Origin of the sequence: Pseudoalteromonas distincta, from assembly GCF_005877035.1 — a bacterium.
Lineage (GTDB): Bacteria > Pseudomonadota > Gammaproteobacteria > Enterobacterales > Alteromonadaceae > Pseudoalteromonas > Pseudoalteromonas distincta.
Genome location: NZ_CP040559.1, coordinates 138,474 through 161,309, shown reverse-complemented (window position 1 = coordinate 161,309; position 22,836 = coordinate 138,474). Strand labels below are relative to the sequence as shown.

Genomic DNA, 22,836 nt, shown 5'->3' with positions numbered 1-22,836 from the left:
ATTTTGCATTGAACTTAAATTGATAAATCCTTTACAAAGAGTGCATGAGTTTATTAAGCCAGCCATCAGCTTTTGATGGTTTGTAAATCATTACTACCTCTTCGCTGTAGTGACTGTTAACCCCCTTTACAGTAAATTTTTTAAGCCCTAAATCATCAATCACAAAGTTTGGTAAATATGCCAACGTCTAGCCACTTTGTACAACCTCTATTAATGCACTTCCAATTAGAATCTAGGAATCAATAAATAAAAAATTAAGTTGGGTGTCATCTTAAAAATAAACTCAACAAACGCTGCAGCTTCATGCAGCGTTTGTTGCTATTTAATTTTCTAGAAGCTAATTAAAACACATAGCTTATTTTGGCTGAAAAGTTACGCCCAGGTTGGGTGTATTGGCTAAAATCAGCACTTTGCGATTGCCCTGCAATTAGCTCAAAAGGCACATATTCTTTATCGAGCAAGTTAAGTACACCTACATTTAGCTGCCATGCTTGCCATTCGTAGTTTGCGTATAAATCAACAACGCCGTAGCCATGTCCTTGCGTAGTTTTATTACCGTTTGTATCAAGTACTACATCCGATTGCGATTTAGCCAAACGCAACGCGGCGGTCCAGTTAATATTACCCTGTTCTGTACTTAACAATACTGAGCCATTTAACGGGCTAATGCTGGTAAGTGGCTGATCGGTTTCTTTATTTTCACCATCAACGTAAGCCACGTTTGCCTCTAGTAGTATATTTTCAGCTACATACATGGCAATTCCTGCTTCAACACCGCTTATTTGTGTTTCGCTAATGTTTTGGTACTGATACAGCGTTTTGTTTACGCCAGGAATGTACGTTGGCTCAACACCCACTACGGCGGTTTCTATAAAGTCATCGTATGCTGCATAAAAAGCGCTTAAATTTACGCTAATATCGCTGCTGGCGTATCTTAGCCCAAGCTCAAACGAATCACTGCTTTCAGGGTCTAAATCGGCGTTTGGTAATATTTGATAAAACGGTTCAACGCCGTGGCTTTGATAGGCTTGGTCGTGTGGTGGTATTTTAAAGCCTCGTACGTATTGCCCGTACAACGACAAGTTATCATCCACTTGGTATATAGCACCTAGCTTAGGGGAAAAAGCAGATTCGGTAATATCACCAAGCTGCGCGTCAGCGTACAGCTCATCATTTTTAGCCTCTAGGGTGTAGTAATCGTATCGCACACCCGCAATAACCGACCACGCGCTATTATTAAACGAAATACTGTCTTGTACATAAGCGCCAATTAAAGAGGTATCAGCCCCCGGGAATGCTTTTTGTTTTTGGTCTGTAAAATCAACAGTGCCATCGGCTAAAATACGGGTTTTAAAACGTGGGCGGGTGGTGTCGTATAAGTCTATATCAATCCCGTATACCACTTCATGATCGGCACTCTCTGCGTTAAACCCTTTATTAAATACCGCTTTTAAACCTAAAATATTTTGCTCAAAACGATAGTCGTTATAATCGGTGTAGGTGCTTGCGCCACTAATTTGATCGCTTTGTTGCTCGTAACTACTATAAGACACTTGCCCGTACCATTTATCAAACGCAGCTGTAGTTACTTCTGAATGGTAATCTAGCGCCAGTGACCAACTCGTGTCATCTTCTTCGGTTTCTTGAACCGCGGGGGTTATTACTTGCTCAGTTGTTTGGTTAAAGTAATCAAGGGTGTATTTAACTGTGCGTTTTTCATCAAGCTGTTGCTCAAATTTAACTAATAAAGCGTCCGACTTAGCATCATAACCGGGTAAGTTTTCGTCATAGTTTTGTACTTCTTCGCTATCGCGGTGGCTATACACGGCGCTTACTGCAAAGTCGCCTAAGTCTTTTGCAGCAGTAACATCGGCGGCAACTTGATTACTTTGACCTTGATACCCAAGCGCCATTTTTACAAAGCTGCTGTTATTTTTTAAATAATCACTAGGATCTTTAGTGGTTATAACCACAATGCCACCGAGTGCGTCAGAGCCATATAATGACGATGCAGCACCTTTGGCTACTTCTACTTGTTTTACACCTGCTACGTCAAAATAATTACGGCCAACTAAATAGCCCCCTCCACCTGCATAACCATCGTTGGTGCGTCGGCCATCTTTTATAAATACAACCCGGTTACCACCAACACCACGTACTGTAAGTGTTTGCGCGCCTGCGCCACTGCCTGTCGTTGCAATGCTTGGGTCGTACTTAAACATGGTTTGTAAATCTACAGCTAGCTGACGCTCTATGTCTTGCTCGGTAATAACAGTGACTGAGCCTGTTACATCTTTAAGCTTTTGCTCAAAGCGCGAGCCACTTACAACAATATGATCGTCAATTATGTTTTCGGCAATGGCAGTGCCCGAGCCGAGTAGTAAGGTTGCTATAGCAGTAAATCTAAACGCAGAGGGATTCATTTTAACTCCAAATGATAATAGTTATTATTTATGGCGGAGATGTTACAACTAAGTCAAATTAAGATCAATTAATTATGATAATCATTTTCATTTAGATTTAACTGGTTATAATAGCCAAAAAATAAAACCGGAGTGTGTAATGAAATACCTATTTATATTGTTTGCTTTAATGGCCCAATCTGCACTTGCACAAGAGCGCGTTATTAGCGCTGGCGGCACCCTTACTGAAATAATTTATGCGCTAGGCAAACAAAATACCCTTGTAGCTGTTGATCAATCGAGCATGTACCCGCACCAAGCCACGCAATTACCGCAAGTGGGCTATTATCGCGATTTAGCTGCAGAAGGCGTACTTTCAATGCGTCCAACCACCTTGTTAGCGCTTGAAGGCGCAGGGCGAAGCCAAGCACTTAAGCAAATTGAGGCAACAGGGGTTAAGCTAATTCATTATAAAAAGCCGACCTCAGTTAACGAGCTACTTGAGCTTATAAAACGCCTTGGTACCGACTTAAACGCCAAGCAAAAAGCACAAACACTTATTACACACATTACAAAATCGTTACCTGAAAAAGCAAAAGCGCAAACACACAGCGCGCTATTTTTACTCTCAGCTAATGAGCGCGGGCTTATTGCAGCCGGGCAAGAAACCGTCCCTAATTTATTATTTAGCTATGCAGGCATTACCAATATAGGCGCTACGCATTCAGGCTTTAAAGCAATTAACACCGAAGTACTTGCTATAAATCAGCCCGACTTTTTAGTAGCCCCAGCCCATGTTGTACACAGCCTTGGCGGTAAGCAGGCTTTTTGTGAGCAGCCTACACTACGTTTATTAAAAGCGGCGCAAACCTGTAACTTACTTGTAATGGATAGCCTACTTTCGCTTGGCATGTCGCCACGTATTGCCACAGCAATTAATGAGCTTAACGAGTACAAAGCCCACTTATGAACACCCTAACATTGAGCCGTTTTAAGCCTGTAACACTTAGCCAAACCCATAAATGGATGCTATTAGCCTCTGTGTGTATTTTTGCTTTGGCGCTACTTAGCATAGGGTATGGGCCAGCAGGGTGGAATTGGCGTTTAGCCATTGCTTGGCTTGCGCCCGAGCGCTTTAATCAGTTTGATGCGCTGCAAATAAATGTCGTAATGCAAATACGTTTGCCACGCTTTGTCCTTGCAGTGCTTGTAGGGTTGGTGCTTGCTCAAACAGGCGCTTCAACGCAAGCACTGTGCCGCAACCCATTGGCCGACCCATCTATTATTGGCATTAGTGCGGGTGCGGCTATGGTTGCTGTGGCGTTTATAGCACTTAGCGCGCAGTTTAATTTTAACGCGCAGTTGTATTTACCTTATGCGTCGTTTTTAGGGGCGCTTGGTGTTACCTCGCTGGTATATTTTATTGCCAAGCAACAAGGGCAAATTAATATCACCACACTTATATTAGTCGGGGTTGCTATTAACGCATTAGCATTTGCGGTTATTGGGCTACTGAGCTTTTTTGCCGATGACAGTGCATTACGATTAATAAATTACTGGACCATGGGCTCATTAGGCGGAGCAAGCTGGAGTACGATAATTCAAGCTTTGCCATTACTACTTATTAGCCTAGTTGGGCTATGGCGATTAAAAAATCCCATGAACTTACTCCTTATTGGCGAGTCACAAGCTCAGTACCTAGGAGTAGACACTAATAAACTTAAATTATATGTAATTATACTTGTTGCATTGGGTGTTGGGGCGGTTGTGGCGCTTACTGGTTTAATAGGGTTTGTTGGTTTAGTAGTCCCGCATATTGCCCGCTTAATGGTGGGGCCGCATTTACGTAATATGCTGCCGCTTTGTATGTTAATTGGCGTAGTGGTATTGCTACTTTCTGACTGGCTAGCACGCATTGTGATCATGCCATCAGAGCTACCCATTGGCATTATTACTGCGCTTTTAGGTGCGCCACTGTTTATTTATTTAATCGTTAAAAATAAGCGAGGTTGGTCATGATCACGTTTAATAACTTAACTGTTGGCTTTGATAATCACTGCGTTTTAAACGCTATTAATGGCAGCGCTAAACAAGGGCAACTTGTAGCACTACTTGGTGAAAATGGCGCAGGTAAATCTACCTTGCTGCATACCTTAGCAGGTATGCACTCCTTTACAGGCAGTGTACTTTTTAATGCTAAGCCGCTGGCCTATCACGCTAAAAAACGCCTAGCCACACAGCGCGCAGTGATGATGCAAGCAAACCACGTAGGGTTTGATTTTACTGTATTTGAGCTTATTGCAATGGGCCGCTACCCGTATGTAGAGTCATTAAAAATGCAAAGCGAAAAAGTAAATAAATACGCCGCTATTATGGATTTAAGCCATTATTTAACTCGCCGCGTAAGTGCGCTTTCGGGCGGAGAGCAACAACGTGTGCATATGGCGCGCACTTTGGCGCAACTAAACGCCTTTACACAATCGGCCGAGCCAAAACTAATGCTGCTCGACGAGCCTACATCAGCACTTGATATGCGCCATCAACATGCTTTGCTCAGCTGCGTTAAAGCATTTGTAGAGCAGGGTAACAGCGCCATTATTGCAATACACGATCTAAACTTGGCCAGCCTTTATGCAACCGATGCTATTTTACTGCACAACAAAAAAGTGCTGCAAAGTGGGCCTATAAACACCGTATTAACTGAACAAAACTTACAACAAATGTACGCCATGAAACTGCACGTAAACCCTCATCCTTATAACGATGCACCAATGGTTTTTTCTCAACGTCAGGAGTTTTTATGAGAGAGCAAGCGTTAAACGATGCACGCACATTGGTTTACAAAACCAATGCTGGTGTCATGTCGACCATTTCTAATAATTTACGCGGTTACCCGTTTGGCTCAGTAACCCCCTATATGTGCGACGAACAAGGCCGTGTTTACTTTTTTATTAGCGATATAGCTCAGCACACTAAAAATCTAAAGCACGACTCTCGTATGAGCCTAACTGTATATGATGCCGCCGACTACGGCGATCAAAACGAGTACGGGCGGGTAACGCTTGTAGGCGATGGCTCTGTTGTGCCAAGTGAGCAAGCACACACTTTACTTAATAACTATATTGCCCTATACCCCGAAGCCGCTAGCTATCGCAACGCGCACGACTTTCAATTATGGCAATTAGACGTAGTGCGAGTGCGTTACATTGGCGGGTTTGGCAAAATATTTTGGCTTGAACAAACCGAGTGGCAAAACGAGGCAAAAGCCTGGGACGAAAGCCAACAGCAAAGCATGATTAACCATATGAATGAAGATCACCAAGATGCTATGTCGCTCATATTAATGCAGCACTACGGCGTAGCTGATAACACCCCAATAATGAGCGGCTTATTACCCACTGGCTTTTATATACAAAGCCAAAAGCGTAACTACTTTATTAACTTTAAAACCCAGTGCCACAGTCCGTTAGAGGTACGTAAAGCGCTGGTTGAGCTAACCAATCAAGCCCGAAATAACTAAACTAAATACATGACGACATAGTTAACCTGAGCCCTGGTTAAGAGATTCACTAACTATGTCGTTATTTTATAAGCAAGCTGTTTGCTCGCCTCGCTCACTTCGCTTGCCTAACGCTTTAAAACCCGCTTGTTGATGCTGTTTTTGCACATAACGAGGAGGCAAAGGGTTAACCTGCAACTGATATCCATTTTGATTAGCTTGCACACTTGTTACCGGCGATATCCACACAACATTTAGCTCTGGCGCTAAACGCTTAATAACGCGCGCTATACCTTCGCCATTTTTCACATGAAAATTGCCCGCTATATGCATTACCTGCGCATCTTTATGATTATTTAAATAGTTAACAATAGATTCTGCCATGGTTTCATCCCAGGTAACTTGTGCTGCAAAATAGTTTTCGTTTTGACTCGGTGAGCCGTGGTGCATTGACGCCATAAAACGTTGTTTATAATCACTGGGGGATGTATCAATAGCGGCTGCAATGAAGCTCTGCTGTGTTTCATCAAGTGTATTTAGGTAACTTATGCCTTGCCTGCCAATACAGGTGACTATATTTTTAGGGGCATTTGCAGCGATTACATCGCTATTGTTCGTTTTTGCCAGCTCTACCAGCGCCCGATAATCGCTTTTGTAATTAGGCCACGCTTGGGTATTGTCAATTAAATATTGCTCACCAATTTCACCTTTAACATACTGGTTTAAAATAGGCTGATCGGCGCGGCTAAATTGTTCAAGCGACAGGGCAGTGCGTTTATTGACTCTGCTTAATTGCTCAAATAACTCCGCCTGAAATAAATGCACACCCGGGTGCGTATGCCATTCACCCACTAAAACCACATCGGCATTTAATAGCTTGGGCTCTAATAATACAGAGCTAACAGGCTTTGCTTGTGCATTATAAAGTGCTGAGTAATATAACGATGAGCTTTTATCAGGCGGCACAGTTGTTGTACTACAACCACTCAAACCCATAACTAACGCCAGAGTTAACATAGACTTTTTCATACACACCTTTCAAAATCCGTTAATAAAAATAATTATCAATATCATATACTTGTAATACCTATTAAGCCAGCCAAACTGCTGCTTACTTACATAATCAAGGAAATGAGCGAAACGCGCATTTATATGCCTTAACTTTGCTTGTAAATATTAAATAGCTTTTGATAGCAATGCCTTAGGTAATTTGTTAAAACTGTATAAAGTAGAAGCATGAGCGTGACATCGGCAGAAGTATGCTCGATTCGCGGCCTATAAAATTGTTAGATGTTAAATGGAGTTCTATGAAGCATCCACTTTTTAGTGAAAACATGGAAGATGGTTTTAGCCTATTCTTACTAAAATTTTCAGAATCAAGAAGCTGTCTCTTATTTGGTACCTCAGCTCTTTTGTTATTTATATTTGCAAGTCAAAACACCAGTTTTATGAGTTTCCTTAATGAACACTGGTTTGGTAACATTCTTAAGATTTTATGTGTAATTGGAGCTTTATTAAGTTGGTTTTCAGCACAAGCACATTCATATAAAAATGGACACTTTAAACTAGTAGCTTCCATATTCTTACTTTGGCCCATTAGCTATATACTTGTTTTATATGCAGTTAACTAAAAAACCTAACGTAAATATCAAATGAAAAAATTATAGTTGGCTGTTTTTTGTTCCTAAAACCATTTTGGTCAACTATATTTTTCCGCTTATGTAAGCGTTAGGCACTGGAGAAGGTTTAATAGATGGAACCAAATTATTCAGAATATTCTATTACTGAATTGCAAGAAGCTATCACGTCTATTGATAGGGCTTTGTACCCTGAACGCTTTGAGCTATTAAAAGCCGAACTATTAAATAGAGACGAGGAAGAGCATAATGCATCTCAATTAGTAAGTCTTTCATCAAAAGACTTACTTATTAAGCTCAGCAATGCATTTTTTGTAATTCCGTTGATGATCTATGTAGGAGTAGATGCACTTAATAGGGGTGAAATACTCCTTAAAGGAGCAGCTATATCAAAAAATGAAAACTTTATATTATTTACATTAAGCGTAATGTTTTGTTTTTTAATCTCAGCGGTACTGACATGTAGCCTGTTTGTGGATAAGAGCAAAAGTTCCTGACAAATACATTATGTCGTTCATAAATTCACTAGGACACAGTTCGATTGGTAGTGTTTTTCTGGAGGTTGATAATATTTTCAACTCAGGGCAAAACATGCTGCACAAGCTAAGCAAAAACAAGTTATAGAGAATAAGAAGACGGTGAAGTGTATTTAAAAACTCTATAACTGAAACAAAAAGGCCGCAGTAATAAATACTGCGGTCTTTGTTTTTAGCTAAGTGCTATTTAGTAAGCGCCTGCGCTGTAAATAAGCTCGTAGCTGTGGCTGTAAATCTCAAGGATGTTACCAAACGGGTCTTCCATGTAGATCATGCGGTATGGCTTTTCGCCGGGGTAGTAATAACGAGGGGCTTCCATACGTTTTTTACCACCTGCTTCTACAATACGCTCGGCTAAACCTTCTACATCAGGGTCTTGAACACAAAAATGGAAGATGCCTGTTTTCCAATATTCAAAATTGTCTTTTGGGTTTTCTTGGTTTTTAAATTCGAAAATTTCGACGCCAATACGATCCCCTGTAGATAGGTGCGCAATTTTAAATTTTTCCCACTTTTCGCCAAATACTTCTGTGCACATTTCGCCAATTGGGCTTTTGTCTTCGGTAATTAAAGTGGGTTCCATTATGGTGTACCAGCCCATCACCTTAGTGTAAAACTCAACTGCTTTTTCAACGTCCGGAACCGAAATACCAATGTGCGAAAAACTACGTGGATATGTATGACTCATAATGCTTCCTCTTTAACTTGTGACTTATCTTGTGACTAGTTGATGGAGTTAGTTTACGAATCAGCAGCTATTAAGTAAAATTATCATTAATCATCATTTTGAGTACGTTTTGTAATGATAAACCCTACATGGTTAAACACGTTTTGCACGTTGGTTGAGGTAAATCATTTTACTCAAACCGCCGAACGCCTTTTTATGACCCAATCTGGCGTAAGTCAGCACATTAAAAAGCTAGAGCAACAAGTTAACTGCGCTTTACTTGAGCGCCATGGTAAGCAGTTTTCTCTTACTCCTCAGGGCCAAAACTTATATCAGCAGGGCAGCCTACTTCTTAAAGATTGGCAGTTTTTAGAACAACAATTAAAAGATGATTCGCCGTACAGCGGAGCGGTAAAGATTCAATCTCCGGGCAGTTGTGGTTTAAAATTTTATAATCAATTATTAGCACTGCAATCTGAGCATAAAGAACTAGTTATTGATTACCGCTTTGCGCCCAATGTAAGTGTTGAACAAGCTGTAGCAAATCACAGTGCCGACATCGGGTTTTTAACTCAAGCTCCAACATTTAGCGAACTAACCAGCCATAAAATAAGCCAAGAACCACTACTACTTGTAACGCCGGCAGGTATAAACATGCCTAATTGGCAAACCCTGTGTGAACTAGGGTTTATTGCTCATCCTGATGCAAACCATCATGCGCAGCTACTACTAAGCGAAAACTACAGTGAGTTTGAGCATATTGACCAAATAAGACGTACGGGATTTTCTAACCAAATTAGTTTAATACTAGAACCAGTAAGTTTAGGGTTGGGCTTTACGGTATTACCTGCTCATGCTGTTGGCGCATTCAATAAGCCCGCGCTTATTAAAACGCATCATTTAGAATGTCCGGTTAGTGAATCTATTTATGTGTGCCATCACCGAAATAGGCCGTTGGCAAAACGTATGAATACAGTGATTGAGCTAATAAAGGCGGGAGTAAATAGTTAAAACGTAAACCCCCTTTACACCCACGGCACTTAATACCATAGGCAAAAGGGGGAACAGAAAATTAGTTAACGCTTTCTAATTTTGCTTTTAAATCGAGTAAGTCGGTTGCAATAGTATTTGGCTGTATTTCCCACGGATCGAAAATAGATTCTTTAGATCGTTGAATCCACGCCGCGCGCATACCGTGCGATATAGCACCGGTTACATCAAACGGGTTACTTGATACAAGCCACGTGTTTGCGCCTGTTGAATTGGTTTCGCGTAAAAAGTGGCTATAAACCCCTGGGTTTGGTTTAAAGGTTTTAACGTCGTCGGCACTTACTACCCCTTCAAAAAGCTCACTAATGCCAGCAGTTTCTAATAAGGTATGAACTGCGTCGGCAGCGCCGTTTGAAAATGCAAACAAACGGTAATCCTTCGCTTTTAATTGCTCAAGGCCTGCTTTTACATCATCGAACGCAGGAAGCGTTTTATATAGCTCTAGCAGTTGCCCCTTTTGATCTTCACTTAGCTTGGTTTTGTGCGCTAAGCAGGCGTAATCGAGTGCGTGTTTTGTACATAGCGAGAAAGGAATATAATTTTGCATTAATCCACGTCTAAATGAATACTCTAATTGCTTTTCACGCCATGTATTTGAAAATGCTTGGGCGTTATCGCCAATCATGTCGTCGAGTAAGGACAGTACGCCGTGAGTGTTTATTAGCGTACCGTATACGTCAAATGCAAGTGTAGTTGCCATGTTTGCTCCGCAATAAAATAAATTAAGTTGGTTTTAGAGTACTTGCTTACAGCTTAACTTACTTTGAACGAACGCTCAAATTAATAAAACTTGTATGCATCAAGCGCTAAAATATCCATTTCTATATCTTCATGTATTTTTTTGGCTTTACCGTCACTACTTCCAAGCGCTGCAAAAAGAGGTAAAAAGTGCTCTGCAGTAGGGTGGTTAAATAAAGCATTGGGTGCTTCATTTAAATAGTTAAGTAACGCTTGGGCGTTTTGCGCTATTAATTTTTGCTCAACCCAATGGGTAAACTCATCAACCATTTGAACACGATTAGGTGTAGAAGGGTTTTTAAATATTTCACGTAGATTATGACTAATCCCGCCGGAGCCAATAATTAATACGTTATCGCTGCGCAGTGGTGCAAGTAACTGCCCGTATTTATACATAGCCTGAGCACCTAAACGCGTGTTAATAGACACCTGAACAATGGGAATATTAGCTACTGGGTACATTAACCGCAGCGGGATCCACACACCATGATCCCACCCTTGATCTGCATTTTGCACCGTTTTAATACCCGCTTTGTAAAAGTACTCACTAATAGTATTAGCAAGCTTAGGGTCTCCTGGTGCTGGGTATTGAATTTCATACAGGGGCTTGGGGAAGTTATAAAAGTCGTGAATAGTAGGCGGCGCATCTCCTGATGTAATAACTATATCGTGCGCTTTATCAAAGTGGGCAGAAAAAACCACAATAGCACGTGGTTTACTAAGCGTTTGACCTAATGATGCAAGAAAATCTGACGTAGCCGATTGCTGAACAGCCATCATTGGCGAACCGTGAGATATAAATAAAGCGGGCTGAGTCATGCTAAAACCTTAAACAAATAGATGTGTTATTAAGCACTATATTAGTTTTTATTTTGACGATAAATATGGTATTTATTTATACATTATCAATAAAATATTGTTAAAAATGGATAAACTCACCACCATGAAGACCTTTTTAGCCGTTGTGCAAGAAGGATCGTTTTCAAAAGCGGCCGATAAACTCGATATTTCGCCGCAGTTAGTCAGCAAATATATTTCTGCGCTGGAAGATAATCTACGCACGCGTTTATTACACCGTACAACGCGAAAAGTAAGTGTTACAGAAGCTGGAAATCAATATTATCAGCGTTGTCAGCAGGTGATTATTGATATTGAAGACATGGAAAACTCACTAAATAACTTAAGCGAAAATGTATCGGGTGTGCTTAGTATTAGTGCGCCTATGTCGTTTGGTACTAAACATTTAGCATGTTTGTTGGTTGATTTTCAAAAGCAGTATCCAAATTTAAAGTTAGATTTACGGCTCACCGACCAATATGTAGATATAGTAGAGCAGGGTATTGATATTGCTCTACGCATTGGCGTATTAAAAAACTCAACGTTGATAGCTAAAAAAATTGCACCTATACACCTAGCGGTTTTTGCATCACCCGACTATTTAGAACGCCATGGCACGCCACAAACACTGCTAGATTTACAGTCACATAATTATTTACGTTATTCCCACAGCGAACCCACAAAGCGATTATTTGGGGTTAATGAGCTAAAAAGCGAGCTAAAGCTTGAAAGTAACTTTGTGGCTAACAATGGTGATTTGCTACTAAATACAGCCATTGCGGGTGGTGGTATTGCTATGCAGCCAACATTTATAGCAGGGGAAGCACTGGCTCAAGGTAAAGTAGTGCGCATTTTAAAAGACCATGAACCCGAGCCAATGGGGCTTTACATGGTGTATGCAAACAGACAGTTTTTACCCAGTAAAGTACGTGCGTTTGTTGATTTTGCAAGTGGCTATTATGGCGATACACCTTACTGGGATTTAGGAGAGTGATATGTCGATAACTAATCAATTAACGTTATTTGTAGATGTAGTGCAAAAAGGCTCATTTGCCAAAGCCGCAGCACTGCATGATATGGATAATTCGTCGCTGTCTAAACAAATTAAAAAACTCGAAACCAGTTTAGGTGTGCAATTGTTAAATCGTTCTACGCGCTCGTTTTCGCTCACCTCAGCAGGAGAGGAAATTTTAACGCAAGCGCATATTCTTATCGATACACTTTCTGATATCCATAGCATAGCCGACTCGTATCAGGCAAAGCCAAAAGGTATTTTGCGCATTACCTCCGGTATGTTTTTTGGTCAGCAGTATATTCAGCCCGCTATTAATATATTTATGCAAAAGTATCCTGAGGTAAAAATAACCTTGATGCTTGACGATAAGCGTAACGATATTATTGCCGATCATTACGATTTAGCCTTTAGAATAGGCAAACTAAACGACTCTAATTTAATGGCTAGAAAAATTGCTAATATGCACTTTGCGCTTGTTGCATCACATGATTTTATAAAAAAGCACGGAATGCCAAGCACGCCAGAAGATTTATTAGCCTTACCCGCTATTATTTATGGCAATGGCGATGTAAGTCTCGACCAAATTAAGTTAAGCACTGAGCCTCATGGTGATGAGCAAAAAATACATAAAATGAAAGGCAATTACAAAGTGAGTGATGTACGCGCTATGGTCGATGCAGTAAAAGCAGGGCTTGGGTATGTAATGCTCGATTTATTTAATCTAGAAGAACCTATTGATAAAATGGGCCTTGTGCCGCTTTTAACTAATTATAAACTATCAACTATGGGCACAGGTATTTACGCGCTTTACCCTCATCGTAAACAAACCCCATTGGTAAGTGAGTTTATTAAAACCGTGCAAGAGTATATTGGTACACCGCCATTTTGGGTTGAACATATGCCTAATTACAAACAGTTATACAAATAGCAGATATAAAAAAGCCCCGTTAGGGGCTTTTTTATGTACTCAAAATATACTTATAAAGTGGTTATTTAAAAGCCCTCTAAAACAACTTTACCTTTAGCCGTTTGCGTTTCAAGATGCTGATGCGCTTTACGTAAATTAACGGCGTTAATAGTGCCTAAATGCTCACCAAATGTTGTTTTAATCAGGCCTTCGTCAATCATCGTCGCTACGTTATTTAAAATAACGTGTTGCTCTTGCATATCGTCTGTTTTAAATAATGAACGAGTAAACATAAGCTCCCAATGTACCGACACACATTTGGTTTTGAATGGCACAATATCAAGTGTTTCAGGGTCGTCAATCAGTGCAAACTTACCTTGTGGCTTAATCACTTTAACTATTTCAGGCAAGTGTTGAGCAGTGTTATTTAAACTAACGACATAATCTACTTCACCTAAATTTTTAGCTGCAAACTCTTCACTTAATAAATTACGGTGATTAATAATAGTATCGGCACCTAAATCCTCTAACCACGACGTGGTTTCGGCGCGAGACGCTGTAGCAATAATTTTAAGCTTAGTGCGCTGCTTTAACAATTGCACCATAATTGAGCCTACACCGCCGGCAGCACCAATCACTAAAATACTTTTAGAATCATCATTTTCAGCTACGTTTAATCTATCAAACAACAACTCCCATGCGGTAAGGCTAGTAAGAGGAAGCGCTGCGGCTTCAAAGTTAGATAACGTCGTTGGCATTTTACCTACAATACGCTCATCAACTAATTGAAACTGTGTATTACTACCTGAACGCGTTACATCGCCGGCATACCAAACTTTGTCGCCAGGTTTAAATAAAGACACATTTTCGCCAACAGATTTAACAACGCCTGTAGCATCAAAGCCAAGTACTTTGTATTCGCCTTCTGGCGCTGGCATTGATTCACGAATTTTAAAATCAGCCGGATTAACAGATACTGCTTTTACTTCCACTAAAATATCGTGGCCGTGTGCTGTTGGCATTTCAAGTTCAATGTCTTGAAGTGATAGCTCGTTTGAAACAGGTAAGTTTTGTTGATATCCAATTGCTTTCATGTGTTTTGCCTCTCGTCGTTTAATACGCTGTGTTAATGACGCTATTTTGGCTTTATTGACACAGTTAAAAAAGAGGTAAAAAACCCAATCATTATGGAAATAATATTCCACAATAGAAATTTTATAACAGCCCTCGTAATACACTTCGAAGCGCTTTAAACACTTTTTGATTACTATGCCGCTGATGCTGTAATACATCAACATTAGCCAACCAACCCATTTCTTCAAACTCAAGAGGAAGTTTAACCAGCTCACCACTTTGTACTGCATCTAGAGCTACATGGTTTGGTAATAAGCACCACCCGTTACCTTGTATTGCTAGCTCGAGTAATACAAAGTAATTATCGGCATACCAAATCTCTGGGCTAATTTTTAGCTGAAAGCTGCTTGTTTGTGTATTGCGCGAACGAAGAAGAAGTTGTCTATGTAGCCGAAGACCATCCATATTCTCACATCTGATCCCCGCTAAAGGGTGCGACTTAGCAACATATAAATCAAATTTTACCGTTCCAATACATTCATAGTCTAAGTAACTCGGTATATTTAATTCACTAAAAATAATACCCGTTATAAGCTTTTCGCTGTTTAGCATGTCAATTATGTCATGGCTGGATGCACTTAAAAACTCAAGCGATACGTAAGGATACTTACTTTGCAGCTTGCTAATAATACTCGCGATAGTTTTAAACGGGATCCCTTCGTCAAGTGCGATAGTGATTTCGGTTGGTGTTTTTTCGTTTAGTGCTAATGCAGAGTTTGTTAATCGCTGGTGTTGATTAAGCACGGCCTTAGCCTGGGGTAGTAACTGTTTACCGGCTTCGGTTAATTGTGGATAGCGCCCTGTGCGCTCAAATAATGTCGCATTACAGTCTATTTCTAAATTAATAATATGCTGGCTTATTACCGACTGCGCTTTACTTAAACCGCGCGCAGCAGCTGAAAACGATCCAGCTTCAACGGTAGCCACAAATGCCTGAAGTTGTTCAATACTAAACATATCGCTTTTCCCGATACTAAGTAACTAACACATATCTTTATAATGAATGAAAATACAGCCATCGTCATCAACTTAAGAAGTTATTTGTATATGAACACAGCAGAACGTATTTTTCAGGCCCTAATATTTGAGATGATTGCATTATTTTTTGTTGTACCTGCATCAGTTTATTTTGGTGGGTTTGCAACAGGAAAAATGGCAATAGTAGGCATTGGTTTATCAATTTTTGCCATGTTGTGGAACTACATTTACAACATAGTGTTTGATAAAATAGCAGGACATAACCGAAAAGATCGCAGCTTACTAACTCGTGTTACTCATGCATGTGGCTTTGAGCTGGGTATGGTGGTTATAACGTTGCCAATACTTGCTTGGTATTTAAATATTACATGGCTAGCCGCTACAGCATTAGAAGCTGGCTTTTTAGTGTTTATACTCATATACACATATATTTTTAATGTACTGTACGATAAGCATCAGCCTTACAAAAAATGGGTTAATAAATCATAATGCGCTTGATAAGCTAAAGCTAACTCACATACACTTTATAAAACACATAAAAATAAGCCCGAATGGATATTCCTAACATTGGTTTTAACCATGATAAGTCAGCGCAAGCTGAGCTTGAAATATTGCCTCTTAGTAATTTGTACGAGCGAGATATAATTTCTCACGACCCGCAAATGCCGCATCGAGTCTCGTTTTATATGATTATTTATATAGAACAGGGCAATGGAAAGCACATGGTTGATTTTACACAATATTCATTTGAGCCAAACACACTTATTTTTTTGCAACCCGACCAAGTGCACGCATTCGACTTTAGTAAGCAACCAACAGGGTATGTTATATTGTTTACGCAAACATTTTTAGACCGCGTGCATACCAATATGCGCTTACCAAATTACACACCAACCCATTTAAACCAACAACATACGCCATTACTTACGCTAAATAAACATAGCCAAGCGCGGGTAATAAATGCCATAAACGAAATGGAAATAGAAATTGCACACCCGCAATCAGACCCACTCATTGTTATGTATTTATTTAGCGCGCTGGCTTTAGGATTGCATAGGCTACGCCCAGAACTGCGTCATGATAATATCAACCCAGAGCAAAGCATTAAACTGGGTACTTTTTATAAGTTGCTACAGAGCCATTTTCTAACTATTCGCGATGCTAACTGGTATGCAAACAAGCTGCATACAACCTACAAAACCCTTAATAGTATTTGTAAATTAAGTACCGGCCTTACAGCAAAGCAAATGATTGACGCGTTTACCTTAATAGAAATAAAACGCCGCTTAATAATAAGCAATGTAACAACACAAAAACTCGCTTACGATTTTGGTTTTGAAGATGCTAGCAACTTTGTAAAATATTTTAAAAAACAAACAGGAGCTACACCGAGTCAGTTTCAAGTACGCCATAGTGCCACTATTTTATAGCCGACTTAGCTTAGATTGGCGGGGTTCGATTTTTACCATTTTAGCGCCAACTTACACTCTACTGCACATTATAAATATTACATAAAATGCCTGCATACCAATAATTAAGGGCATTACAATGAAACCATTATCACTACTTACTCGCAGTGTGTTAGCGACTGCAGTTATTAGCTTAACTGCATGTGCAAGTGTACAAAAAACCACATCTGAACAAACTACACTTAGTAATACCGATAAAGCGGTTGCAGTTATTTCAAGCATAGAAACAGGCGATGCCAAAGCCATTAGCCATATAAACCCAACTCAATACACACAGCATAATTTAGCCGTTAAAGATGGCCTTGCAGGTTTTGGTGAAGTACTCCAGCAATTACCTAAAGGCAGCGCAAAAGCGCAAGTGAAACGCGCTTTTTCTGATGGTAACTACACAGTTACACATACTGAATATAACTTTTTTGGTCCGAAAGTTGGCTTTGATATTTTTAAGTTTGAAAACGGTAAAATTATAGAACACTGGGATAACTTACAAGCCATTACACCTGTAAATCCAAGTGGCCGTACGCAGTTAGATGGCGCAACAGCGATCACCGATTTGAGTAAAACAAAAGCGAATAAAGCGCTAGTTAAAGGCTTTGTAAATACCATTTTAATTAACGGCAACATGGCTAAAATCAATGACTTTATTAGCAGTGAAAAAGGCGAGTATATTCAGCACAACTCTGCAATTGCAGACGATTTAAGCGGCTTAGGTAAAGCGCTTGGTGAACTCGCTAAGTTAAACATGCCAATGATAGTAAGCAAAAACCATATTATTTTAGGCCAAGGTAACTTTGTTTTAGCAGTAAACGAAGGTACATTTATGAATAAGCATGTATCGTTTTATGATTTATTCCGTGTAGAAAATGGCAAAATTGTAGAACACTGGGACACTATTGAAACTATTCCTGCAAAAGCACAATGGCAGAACAGCAACGGTAAATTTGGTTTTTAATTAAACCAATTAGCCCTACTTAATTTATTAAGTAGGGCTAATTTACTCTTTTACAGTTTACCGGCTAACTGTAATGGGGGTTTACAGTAACTTTTTGCGTTATACATTTAGCTCTTTTAATTTATTCCAGACGCTCTGGCCGCCAGGGGTGAAACGCAGCATGATACCGATATGCGTAATATGTAATAGGCACGTAATAATGCTTTTGGCCAACCACAACTAAACAATCCTCTTTTAACATACTCACTGAGATGTTCATTTGGTTTATAAGGTTACGAGCTGTTATATAAAATATTTTACTGCTTGAGGTAGTGTAATCGGTAGATTTTTCCTGCCTATTAGCTCTGCGCCTTGTGTCTATTATTTATCGAGACACAAGATGTATAGCTTGCTCACGCGAGAAGCGTTGCTTAAAAATAAACCATATATTAGCTATGAATAAGTGTGCCAAGCAAATGGCACACCTATTTTGTTATGCAGGTATGGGGGCGTTTTGGGCAATAAGCTGTTTAGATTTCAACTCACTCCAAAATTCGCTTGGTATGGTAACTTTCATTGAAGCTACATTAGCTTTAATTTGCTCTGCCGTGCGTGCGCCAGGAATAATTGAGGATACCGTTGAAGGCGCCTCTGCGAATTGCAGTGCAGCTGTTTTAATATCAATCCCATGTTTAGATGCAATGTCGCTTATTGCATTAAACTTTTGCTGCATAGGCCCTGGAATTTTAGGCGAGTAATTAAAGCGATTACGACCGGCTAAAAAACCACCATTGAGCGGCGCACCAATGACTGCTGAAATACCTCGTTTATCAAGCATAGGAAAGGTTTTATCAAGTGCCTGCTTGTGATCTAAAATTGAATACTGCAGCGCTAGTAAGCAAATATCTGGGTCTGACATATCAAGCGCTTTATAAACAGCATGAGGTGTATTTACTCCAAAACCCCAGCCTTTAATTATTCCTTCATCACGCATTTTAGTCAGCTCAGGAATAGCACCTTTAGCCGCTTGATCAAAATACTTAAGCCAGTCATCTCCCATATCGCTGTTTTGTGGTGATAAGTCGTGAATATAGACAATATCGAGTGAAGCTACTCCAATACGATGCAAAGTATCTTCTATTGAACGGCGCGTGCCTGATGCTGAATAATCATACTTATAATGAAACGGTGAGTGATCAGCCCAATGCCAACTATTTTCTAAAGGCTCTGCTGAAGGGGTAAGAAGGCGGCCTACTTTTGAGGATAAAACATAATCTTCACGCTTTTTATTTCGAAGTAAATCACCGAAGCGCCTTTCGCTTAAACTCAAACCGTAAAAAGGTGACGTATCAAAATGACGAATACCAGAATCCCATGCTGCATTTAGCATTGTTAAAATTTCTGTATCGCTTGATATAGTATTAAAGCCATTCCCAGCGGCAAGGCCGCCCAAGCCCATTCTTGATTCCGGCCGGTAATGCTTAGCGTTAGTAACATCGTTTGTGGGTAGAGCAGCGCTTTTATCTATTGATCCTTTAGTTTGCATAACACTGCCGTTAGACATTTTTACCTTTAATTGCTCAGCCAAAGCTGAAGCACTAAAAATAGAGCCTAAACTTAAAGCAGCCCCTGCTTTAATAAAATTTCTGCGAGATACCATGTGACTATTCTCCTTGAGTAGGTTAAATATCTACGTTATAAGCTAGTATAAATAACAACCAAATTCAAGCAACAAGAAGACAATAAATATCAATACTATCAATAAGATAGTTAAATTAACAAACGCTGAACAGACATTTGAATTAACATTTAAAACTGATTATTTTCTTTACTCGTATAGTCCTTTTAAATGTACAAAACAGTGCATTTTAATAGCTTGATAAAAAAGCATACTTCCAAATTGGTGCACGCTTTAATACTCATTTATACAACACAAAATGGTTACATTTATTAGATGTGTACAAATAAGTAGACAAAATCGTAATAAATTAAAGATGCACAAATAATCTCACTAGCAAAGCGATTGCGGCAACACTTAGCTAATTTAACCGAGCGTAGTTGAAATAATTGGGGTAAATAATACTGAAGCGTTTATTATTGAAGGTTTGCCTTGCAATACACGGCCTATTTGTCTCTTTCACAATGCAATTACTGGCAAGCCCTGTAAGAGTTTTATCTTGCCAAGTAACACTGTGCAGTGAAGCCTATTACAACTAAATTCAACGTAATTAGCGCTGAAAATAGCTGCTTAAATAGATCTATTATTCAAGTTCAGGTTACTTGAGCTTTTTAATACCAATTAACACACAGATAGCACCGCCAATAATACCCGCCCATGCTTCTATTGGTGTGTCGCCACTAAATGCACGGCTAAGCTGCGAAGCCGCCGCATCATACACGTCGTATCCCCACATAATTAAAGCGATACCTATAACGATTAAAACAATTCCTACAATCTTATTATTCATAAATACCCTTAAGGTTTAACTTACATAAACTAAATAAAAATAAATCAGGGTTAGGGTCTGTTGATCTTTGCGGATTAAAATTTGTTCAAACTAGGGGCTATTTAATCGCGGCGCGAGGTTTGTAACCTAGTGGGCTAAGTAAAAACCGAGCAACAAAGAGTAAATAGCCCCTAGAAAGAACCCTTTGGGCTGCGCCTGTTTGGCATTAATGCTACGTTATCGCCCATTTATGGGGAATAACCACACTACATAGGCTCTACCTTGCCTAAATACCAAACAGACTGCTGCAAATTTAACCTTGAAAGATCAACAGACCCTAATCTAATTCTAATTGAGCACGTTCTACGCTCTCACTAGGTAGCTCTTTTTGTACCGACACACCTAGCTCTTTAAACTCTGATGCTTGTTTAATTAAATTACCTTTACCACGGTATAACTGCGAAAATGCTTTATCATAACTTTCTTTCGCTTTATCAAGCTGCTTACCTACGCCTTCCATACTCAATAAAAAACCATTGAGCTTGTTATAAAAACGCTCCGCTCGACTTGCCAGCTCTTTTGAATATTTGGTTTGCTCTTCAAAACGCCAAAGCTGTTTAACAATATTTAAACTAGTAAGCAGGGTAGTGGGTGTAGCTACCAGTATATTTTTTTCGATTGCTTGTTGGTAAATATCGCTTTGATATTTGAGTGCTTCTACAAAAGCTGATTCTATTGGTACAAACATAACCACCACTTCTGGCGAGTTTATACCTGGCAAACGGTCGTACGATTTACTCGCAAGTTCATTAATACGCGCTGTAACGGCGTTTACATGCTCTTTAATTGCTTGATTAGCATCTAGCTCATTTTCAGCGTTCACGTAGCGTGTATAGGCATTTAATGATGTTTTAGCATCAATAACTAAGTGGCGACCTTGTGGTAAGTACACAACTACATCAGGGCGCAAGCGGCCATCTTCAGTGTTAAACGACACTTCGCGCTTATAATCAACCCCTGCACGTAAGCCAGCACTATCTAACACATTTTCGAGCATAAGCTCGCCCCAGTTACCTTGGGTTTTCTTTTGCCCTTGTAGGGCGTTACTGAGCTTGTCGGCTTGATCTGTTATAGCTTGGCTTTTAGCTTGCAAATGCAGTAGCTCGGTTTTAAGCGCAGTCCGTTGTTTTATGTCTTCAACGTGCATTGATTCCATTTTTTCTCTAAAGCCTTTTAGCTCGCCTTGAACTGGTTTTAATAATTGCTCAATGCTTTCTTGATTTAAGGTTTTAAAGCTTTGTGATTTTTCTTCTAGAATTTTATTGGCTAGGTTTTCAAACTCTTTTTTGAGCGTATTTTTACTTTGCTCAATTTGCGCGAGTTGCTCGCTAAAGTTTTGCTGTTTTTGCTCAAGGGTAGTGCGCATATTATTATATTCAACATCGCGCTGATTATATTGTTCACGAAGCGCTGTCAGCTCGCCTTCGGCTTTACGCCAAAAATGATTGTATTGAATGCTTTGTTTTTCTTGTTCGCTAAAACGCGTTTTAAAATGCTGCGCTTCATCGCGCTGCTCTTGGTGGGTATGTTCTAGCAGTTCATGATCTTCTAGCAAGGCGCTGTATTGCAGCTCTTTATTATCAAATTGGTTTTGTAACAGGGAAAGCTGTTGCTGCTGTTCGCTTATTTGTAGATGTAGTTTTTTGCGAAGCCGTGTTGATACAGCGCCGTAAAATAGGGCGCCTAAAGCAACACCAGCACCAGCGCTTAGCCAATCAATATTAGTGAGTACTTGAGTGAGCATAAAATAAACTTATAAAATTTAGAGACATGCCATCATAACCAATAACCAACAACAGAAGTAGGGGAGTTAAGAAATTACAGCCATAAAAAAACCAGCTTAAAATAAGCTGGTCAAATATTACTAAGTTAAGTAATCAAAGGGATAATCAACATCTGCCCGAGCAAGCTGCAACTTAAATACATAATCACCAAAATAACTAATATTATTAGGTGAGGCTATATAACAACAGGCATTAGAGTAGACCGGATAACAAAATAATTAATTCAAATTAATTTGCGGAAGATCATTTATTTTTATTCGGGTTGATTTAAATAAATCAAATTATGGGCATAAAAAAAGCCAGTTCAAAATGAACTGGCTCAATCATTACTAAAATTAGTAACTAAATAGGGGGAATCAACATGAAAACTTGTATTAACTGCAATTAATCAACAAGCATAATAGTAGACGCGTCTTTTTTAATTAAGTTCAAAAAAAATAAAAACTTTTAAAATAAGTGCTCAACGCTAAGTTTTAGACATAAAAAAAGCCAACTCAAAATGGGCTGGCTCAATCATTACTAAAATTAGTAACTAAATAGGGAATCAACATGAAAACTTGTATTAACTGCAATTAATCAACAAGCATAATAGTAGACGCGTCTTTTTGAATTAAGTTCATAAAAAAATAAAAACTTTTAAAATAAGTGCTGCACGCTAAATTTTAGACATAAAAAAAGCCAACTCAAAATGGGCTGGCTCAATCATTACTAAAATTAGTAACTAAATGGGAAATCAACATGATGC

Annotated in this window: 22 protein-coding genes; 12 read left to right on the top strand and 10 right to left on the bottom strand. The window is 39.4% G+C overall.

All coding sequences use genetic code 11. The annotated features are described in order from the left end of the window. Nucleotides 1-341: 341 nt before the first annotated feature. On the bottom strand, nucleotides 342-2,423 hold the full coding sequence (locus FFU37_RS17470) for a TonB-dependent hemoglobin/transferrin/lactoferrin family receptor (protein WP_138490121.1): 2,082 nt from the start codon (nucleotides 2,421-2,423) through the stop codon (nucleotides 342-344). Between the two features lie 139 nt (nucleotides 2,424-2,562). Between FFU37_RS17470 and FFU37_RS17465 the strand changes: the two genes are divergently transcribed. Genes FFU37_RS17465 through FFU37_RS17450 form a run of 4 tightly spaced genes read left to right on the top strand, consistent with a single transcriptional unit; the run spans nucleotide 2,563 to nucleotide 5,922 of the window. After that, complete coding sequence (locus FFU37_RS17465) at nucleotides 2,563-3,372, top strand: heme/hemin ABC transporter substrate-binding protein (RefSeq protein WP_024596036.1); 810 nt, start codon at nucleotides 2,563-2,565, stop codon at nucleotides 3,370-3,372. Then, on the top strand, nucleotides 3,369-4,421 hold the full coding sequence (locus FFU37_RS17460) for a FecCD family ABC transporter permease (RefSeq protein ID WP_138490120.1): 1,053 nt from the start codon (nucleotides 3,369-3,371) through the stop codon (nucleotides 4,419-4,421). The genes FFU37_RS17465 and FFU37_RS17460 overlap by 4 nt, the downstream gene beginning before the upstream one ends. Continuing rightward, nucleotides 4,418-5,206, top strand: coding sequence for a heme ABC transporter ATP-binding protein (locus FFU37_RS17455; RefSeq protein ID WP_138490119.1), 789 nt, complete (start codon nucleotides 4,418-4,420; stop codon nucleotides 5,204-5,206). The genes FFU37_RS17460 and FFU37_RS17455 overlap by 4 nt, the downstream gene beginning before the upstream one ends. Next, nucleotides 5,203-5,922 (top strand): HugZ family pyridoxamine 5'-phosphate oxidase, encoded by a 720-nt coding sequence (locus FFU37_RS17450; protein WP_138490118.1) that lies wholly within the window; start codon nucleotides 5,203-5,205, stop codon nucleotides 5,920-5,922. The genes FFU37_RS17455 and FFU37_RS17450 overlap by 4 nt, the downstream gene beginning before the upstream one ends. 66 nt (nucleotides 5,923-5,988) lie before the next feature. On the opposite strand, the gene FFU37_RS17445 is transcribed toward FFU37_RS17450, so the two are convergent. Next, complete coding sequence (locus tag FFU37_RS17445; protein ID WP_138490117.1) at nucleotides 5,989-6,930, bottom strand: ChaN family lipoprotein; 942 nt, start codon at nucleotides 6,928-6,930, stop codon at nucleotides 5,989-5,991. 278 nt (nucleotides 6,931-7,208) lie between these two features. Between FFU37_RS17445 and FFU37_RS17440 the strand changes: the two genes are divergently transcribed. Further along, nucleotides 7,209-7,532, top strand: a complete 324-nt coding sequence (locus FFU37_RS17440; protein WP_131632820.1) for a hypothetical protein — start codon at nucleotides 7,209-7,211, stop codon at nucleotides 7,530-7,532. 122 nt (nucleotides 7,533-7,654) lie between these two features. Further along, entirely contained in the window at nucleotides 7,655-8,035 is a 381-nt protein-coding gene (locus tag FFU37_RS17435) for a hypothetical protein (RefSeq protein WP_033020786.1), read from the top strand. Nucleotides 8,036-8,261: 226 nt separating this feature from the next. Here the strand turns inward: FFU37_RS17435 and FFU37_RS17430 are convergent, their stop codons facing one another. Then, nucleotides 8,262-8,762, bottom strand: coding sequence for a lactoylglutathione lyase family protein (locus FFU37_RS17430; protein ID WP_002959229.1), 501 nt, complete (start codon nucleotides 8,760-8,762; stop codon nucleotides 8,262-8,264). 114 nt (nucleotides 8,763-8,876) lie between these two features. On the opposite strand from FFU37_RS17430, the gene FFU37_RS17425 reads away from it, so the two are divergent. Then, nucleotides 8,877-9,752: a LysR family transcriptional regulator gene (locus FFU37_RS17425; RefSeq protein WP_138490116.1), complete on the top strand. Its 876-nt coding sequence runs from the start codon at nucleotides 8,877-8,879 to the stop codon at nucleotides 9,750-9,752. A 61-nt stretch (nucleotides 9,753-9,813) separates the two neighbouring features. On the opposite strand, the gene FFU37_RS17420 is transcribed toward FFU37_RS17425, so the two are convergent. Then, a complete protein-coding gene (locus tag FFU37_RS17420; protein ID WP_138490115.1) occupies nucleotides 9,814-10,491 on the bottom strand; it encodes a haloacid dehalogenase type II in 678 nt (225 codons plus the stop codon). An 80-nt stretch (nucleotides 10,492-10,571) separates the two neighbouring features. Further along, nucleotides 10,572-11,348 carry a DODA-type extradiol aromatic ring-opening family dioxygenase gene (locus FFU37_RS17415; protein ID WP_138490114.1) on the bottom strand — a complete coding sequence of 259 codons (777 nt, stop codon included), beginning with the start codon at nucleotides 11,346-11,348 and terminating at the stop codon, nucleotides 10,572-10,574. Nucleotides 11,349-11,454: 106 nt separating this feature from the next. Between FFU37_RS17415 and FFU37_RS17410 the strand changes: the two genes are divergently transcribed. After that, nucleotides 11,455-12,360 carry a LysR family transcriptional regulator gene (locus FFU37_RS17410; protein ID WP_138490113.1) on the top strand — a complete coding sequence of 302 codons (906 nt, stop codon included), beginning with the start codon at nucleotides 11,455-11,457 and terminating at the stop codon, nucleotides 12,358-12,360. Between the two features lies 1 nt (nucleotide 12,361). Further along, nucleotides 12,362-13,309 (top strand): LysR family transcriptional regulator, encoded by a 948-nt coding sequence (locus FFU37_RS17405; protein ID WP_002959254.1) that lies wholly within the window; start codon nucleotides 12,362-12,364, stop codon nucleotides 13,307-13,309. Between the two features lie 65 nt (nucleotides 13,310-13,374). Here FFU37_RS17405 and FFU37_RS17400 read toward each other — a convergent pair whose 3' ends face one another. Together FFU37_RS17400 and FFU37_RS17395 are read right to left on the bottom strand one after the other, a co-directional pair. Then, nucleotides 13,375-14,382 (bottom strand): zinc-binding alcohol dehydrogenase family protein, encoded by a 1,008-nt coding sequence (locus tag FFU37_RS17400; RefSeq protein WP_002959255.1) that lies wholly within the window; start codon nucleotides 14,380-14,382, stop codon nucleotides 13,375-13,377. 121 nt (nucleotides 14,383-14,503) lie between these two features. Then, entirely contained in the window at nucleotides 14,504-15,379 is an 876-nt protein-coding gene (locus FFU37_RS17395; RefSeq protein ID WP_002959257.1) for a LysR family transcriptional regulator, read from the bottom strand. Nucleotides 15,380-15,469: 90 nt separating this feature from the next. On the opposite strand from FFU37_RS17395, the gene FFU37_RS17390 reads away from it, so the two are divergent. The 3 genes from FFU37_RS17390 to FFU37_RS17380 all read left to right on the top strand — a co-directional run bounded on the left by FFU37_RS17390 (nucleotide 15,470) and on the right by FFU37_RS17380 (nucleotide 17,821). Continuing rightward, nucleotides 15,470-15,889 (top strand): PACE efflux transporter, encoded by a 420-nt coding sequence (locus tag FFU37_RS17390; RefSeq protein ID WP_138490112.1) that lies wholly within the window; start codon nucleotides 15,470-15,472, stop codon nucleotides 15,887-15,889. Between the two features lie 62 nt (nucleotides 15,890-15,951). Beyond that, the gene (locus tag FFU37_RS17385; protein ID WP_138490111.1) at nucleotides 15,952-16,830 is read left to right on the top strand and encodes an AraC family transcriptional regulator; all 879 of its coding nucleotides are present in this window, start codon (nucleotides 15,952-15,954) and stop codon (nucleotides 16,828-16,830) included. 118 nt (nucleotides 16,831-16,948) lie between these two features. Next, the gene (locus FFU37_RS17380) at nucleotides 16,949-17,821 is read left to right on the top strand and encodes a nuclear transport factor 2 family protein (RefSeq protein WP_138490110.1); all 873 of its coding nucleotides are present in this window, start codon (nucleotides 16,949-16,951) and stop codon (nucleotides 17,819-17,821) included. Between the two features lie 472 nt (nucleotides 17,822-18,293). Here FFU37_RS17380 and FFU37_RS17375 read toward each other — a convergent pair whose 3' ends face one another. From FFU37_RS17375 to FFU37_RS17365, 3 genes are all read right to left on the bottom strand, one after another. Beyond that, nucleotides 18,294-19,460 carry an aldo/keto reductase gene (locus FFU37_RS17375; protein ID WP_138490109.1) on the bottom strand — a complete coding sequence of 389 codons (1,167 nt, stop codon included), beginning with the start codon at nucleotides 19,458-19,460 and terminating at the stop codon, nucleotides 18,294-18,296. A gap of 616 nt (nucleotides 19,461-20,076) precedes the next feature. Then, nucleotides 20,077-20,268, bottom strand: a complete 192-nt coding sequence (locus tag FFU37_RS17370; RefSeq protein ID WP_024596528.1) for a DUF3185 family protein — start codon at nucleotides 20,266-20,268, stop codon at nucleotides 20,077-20,079. Between the two features lie 316 nt (nucleotides 20,269-20,584). After that, on the bottom strand, nucleotides 20,585-22,051 hold the full coding sequence (locus tag FFU37_RS17365; RefSeq protein WP_039488906.1) for a DNA recombination protein RmuC: 1,467 nt from the start codon (nucleotides 22,049-22,051) through the stop codon (nucleotides 20,585-20,587). Nucleotides 22,052-22,836 lie beyond the last annotated feature (785 nt).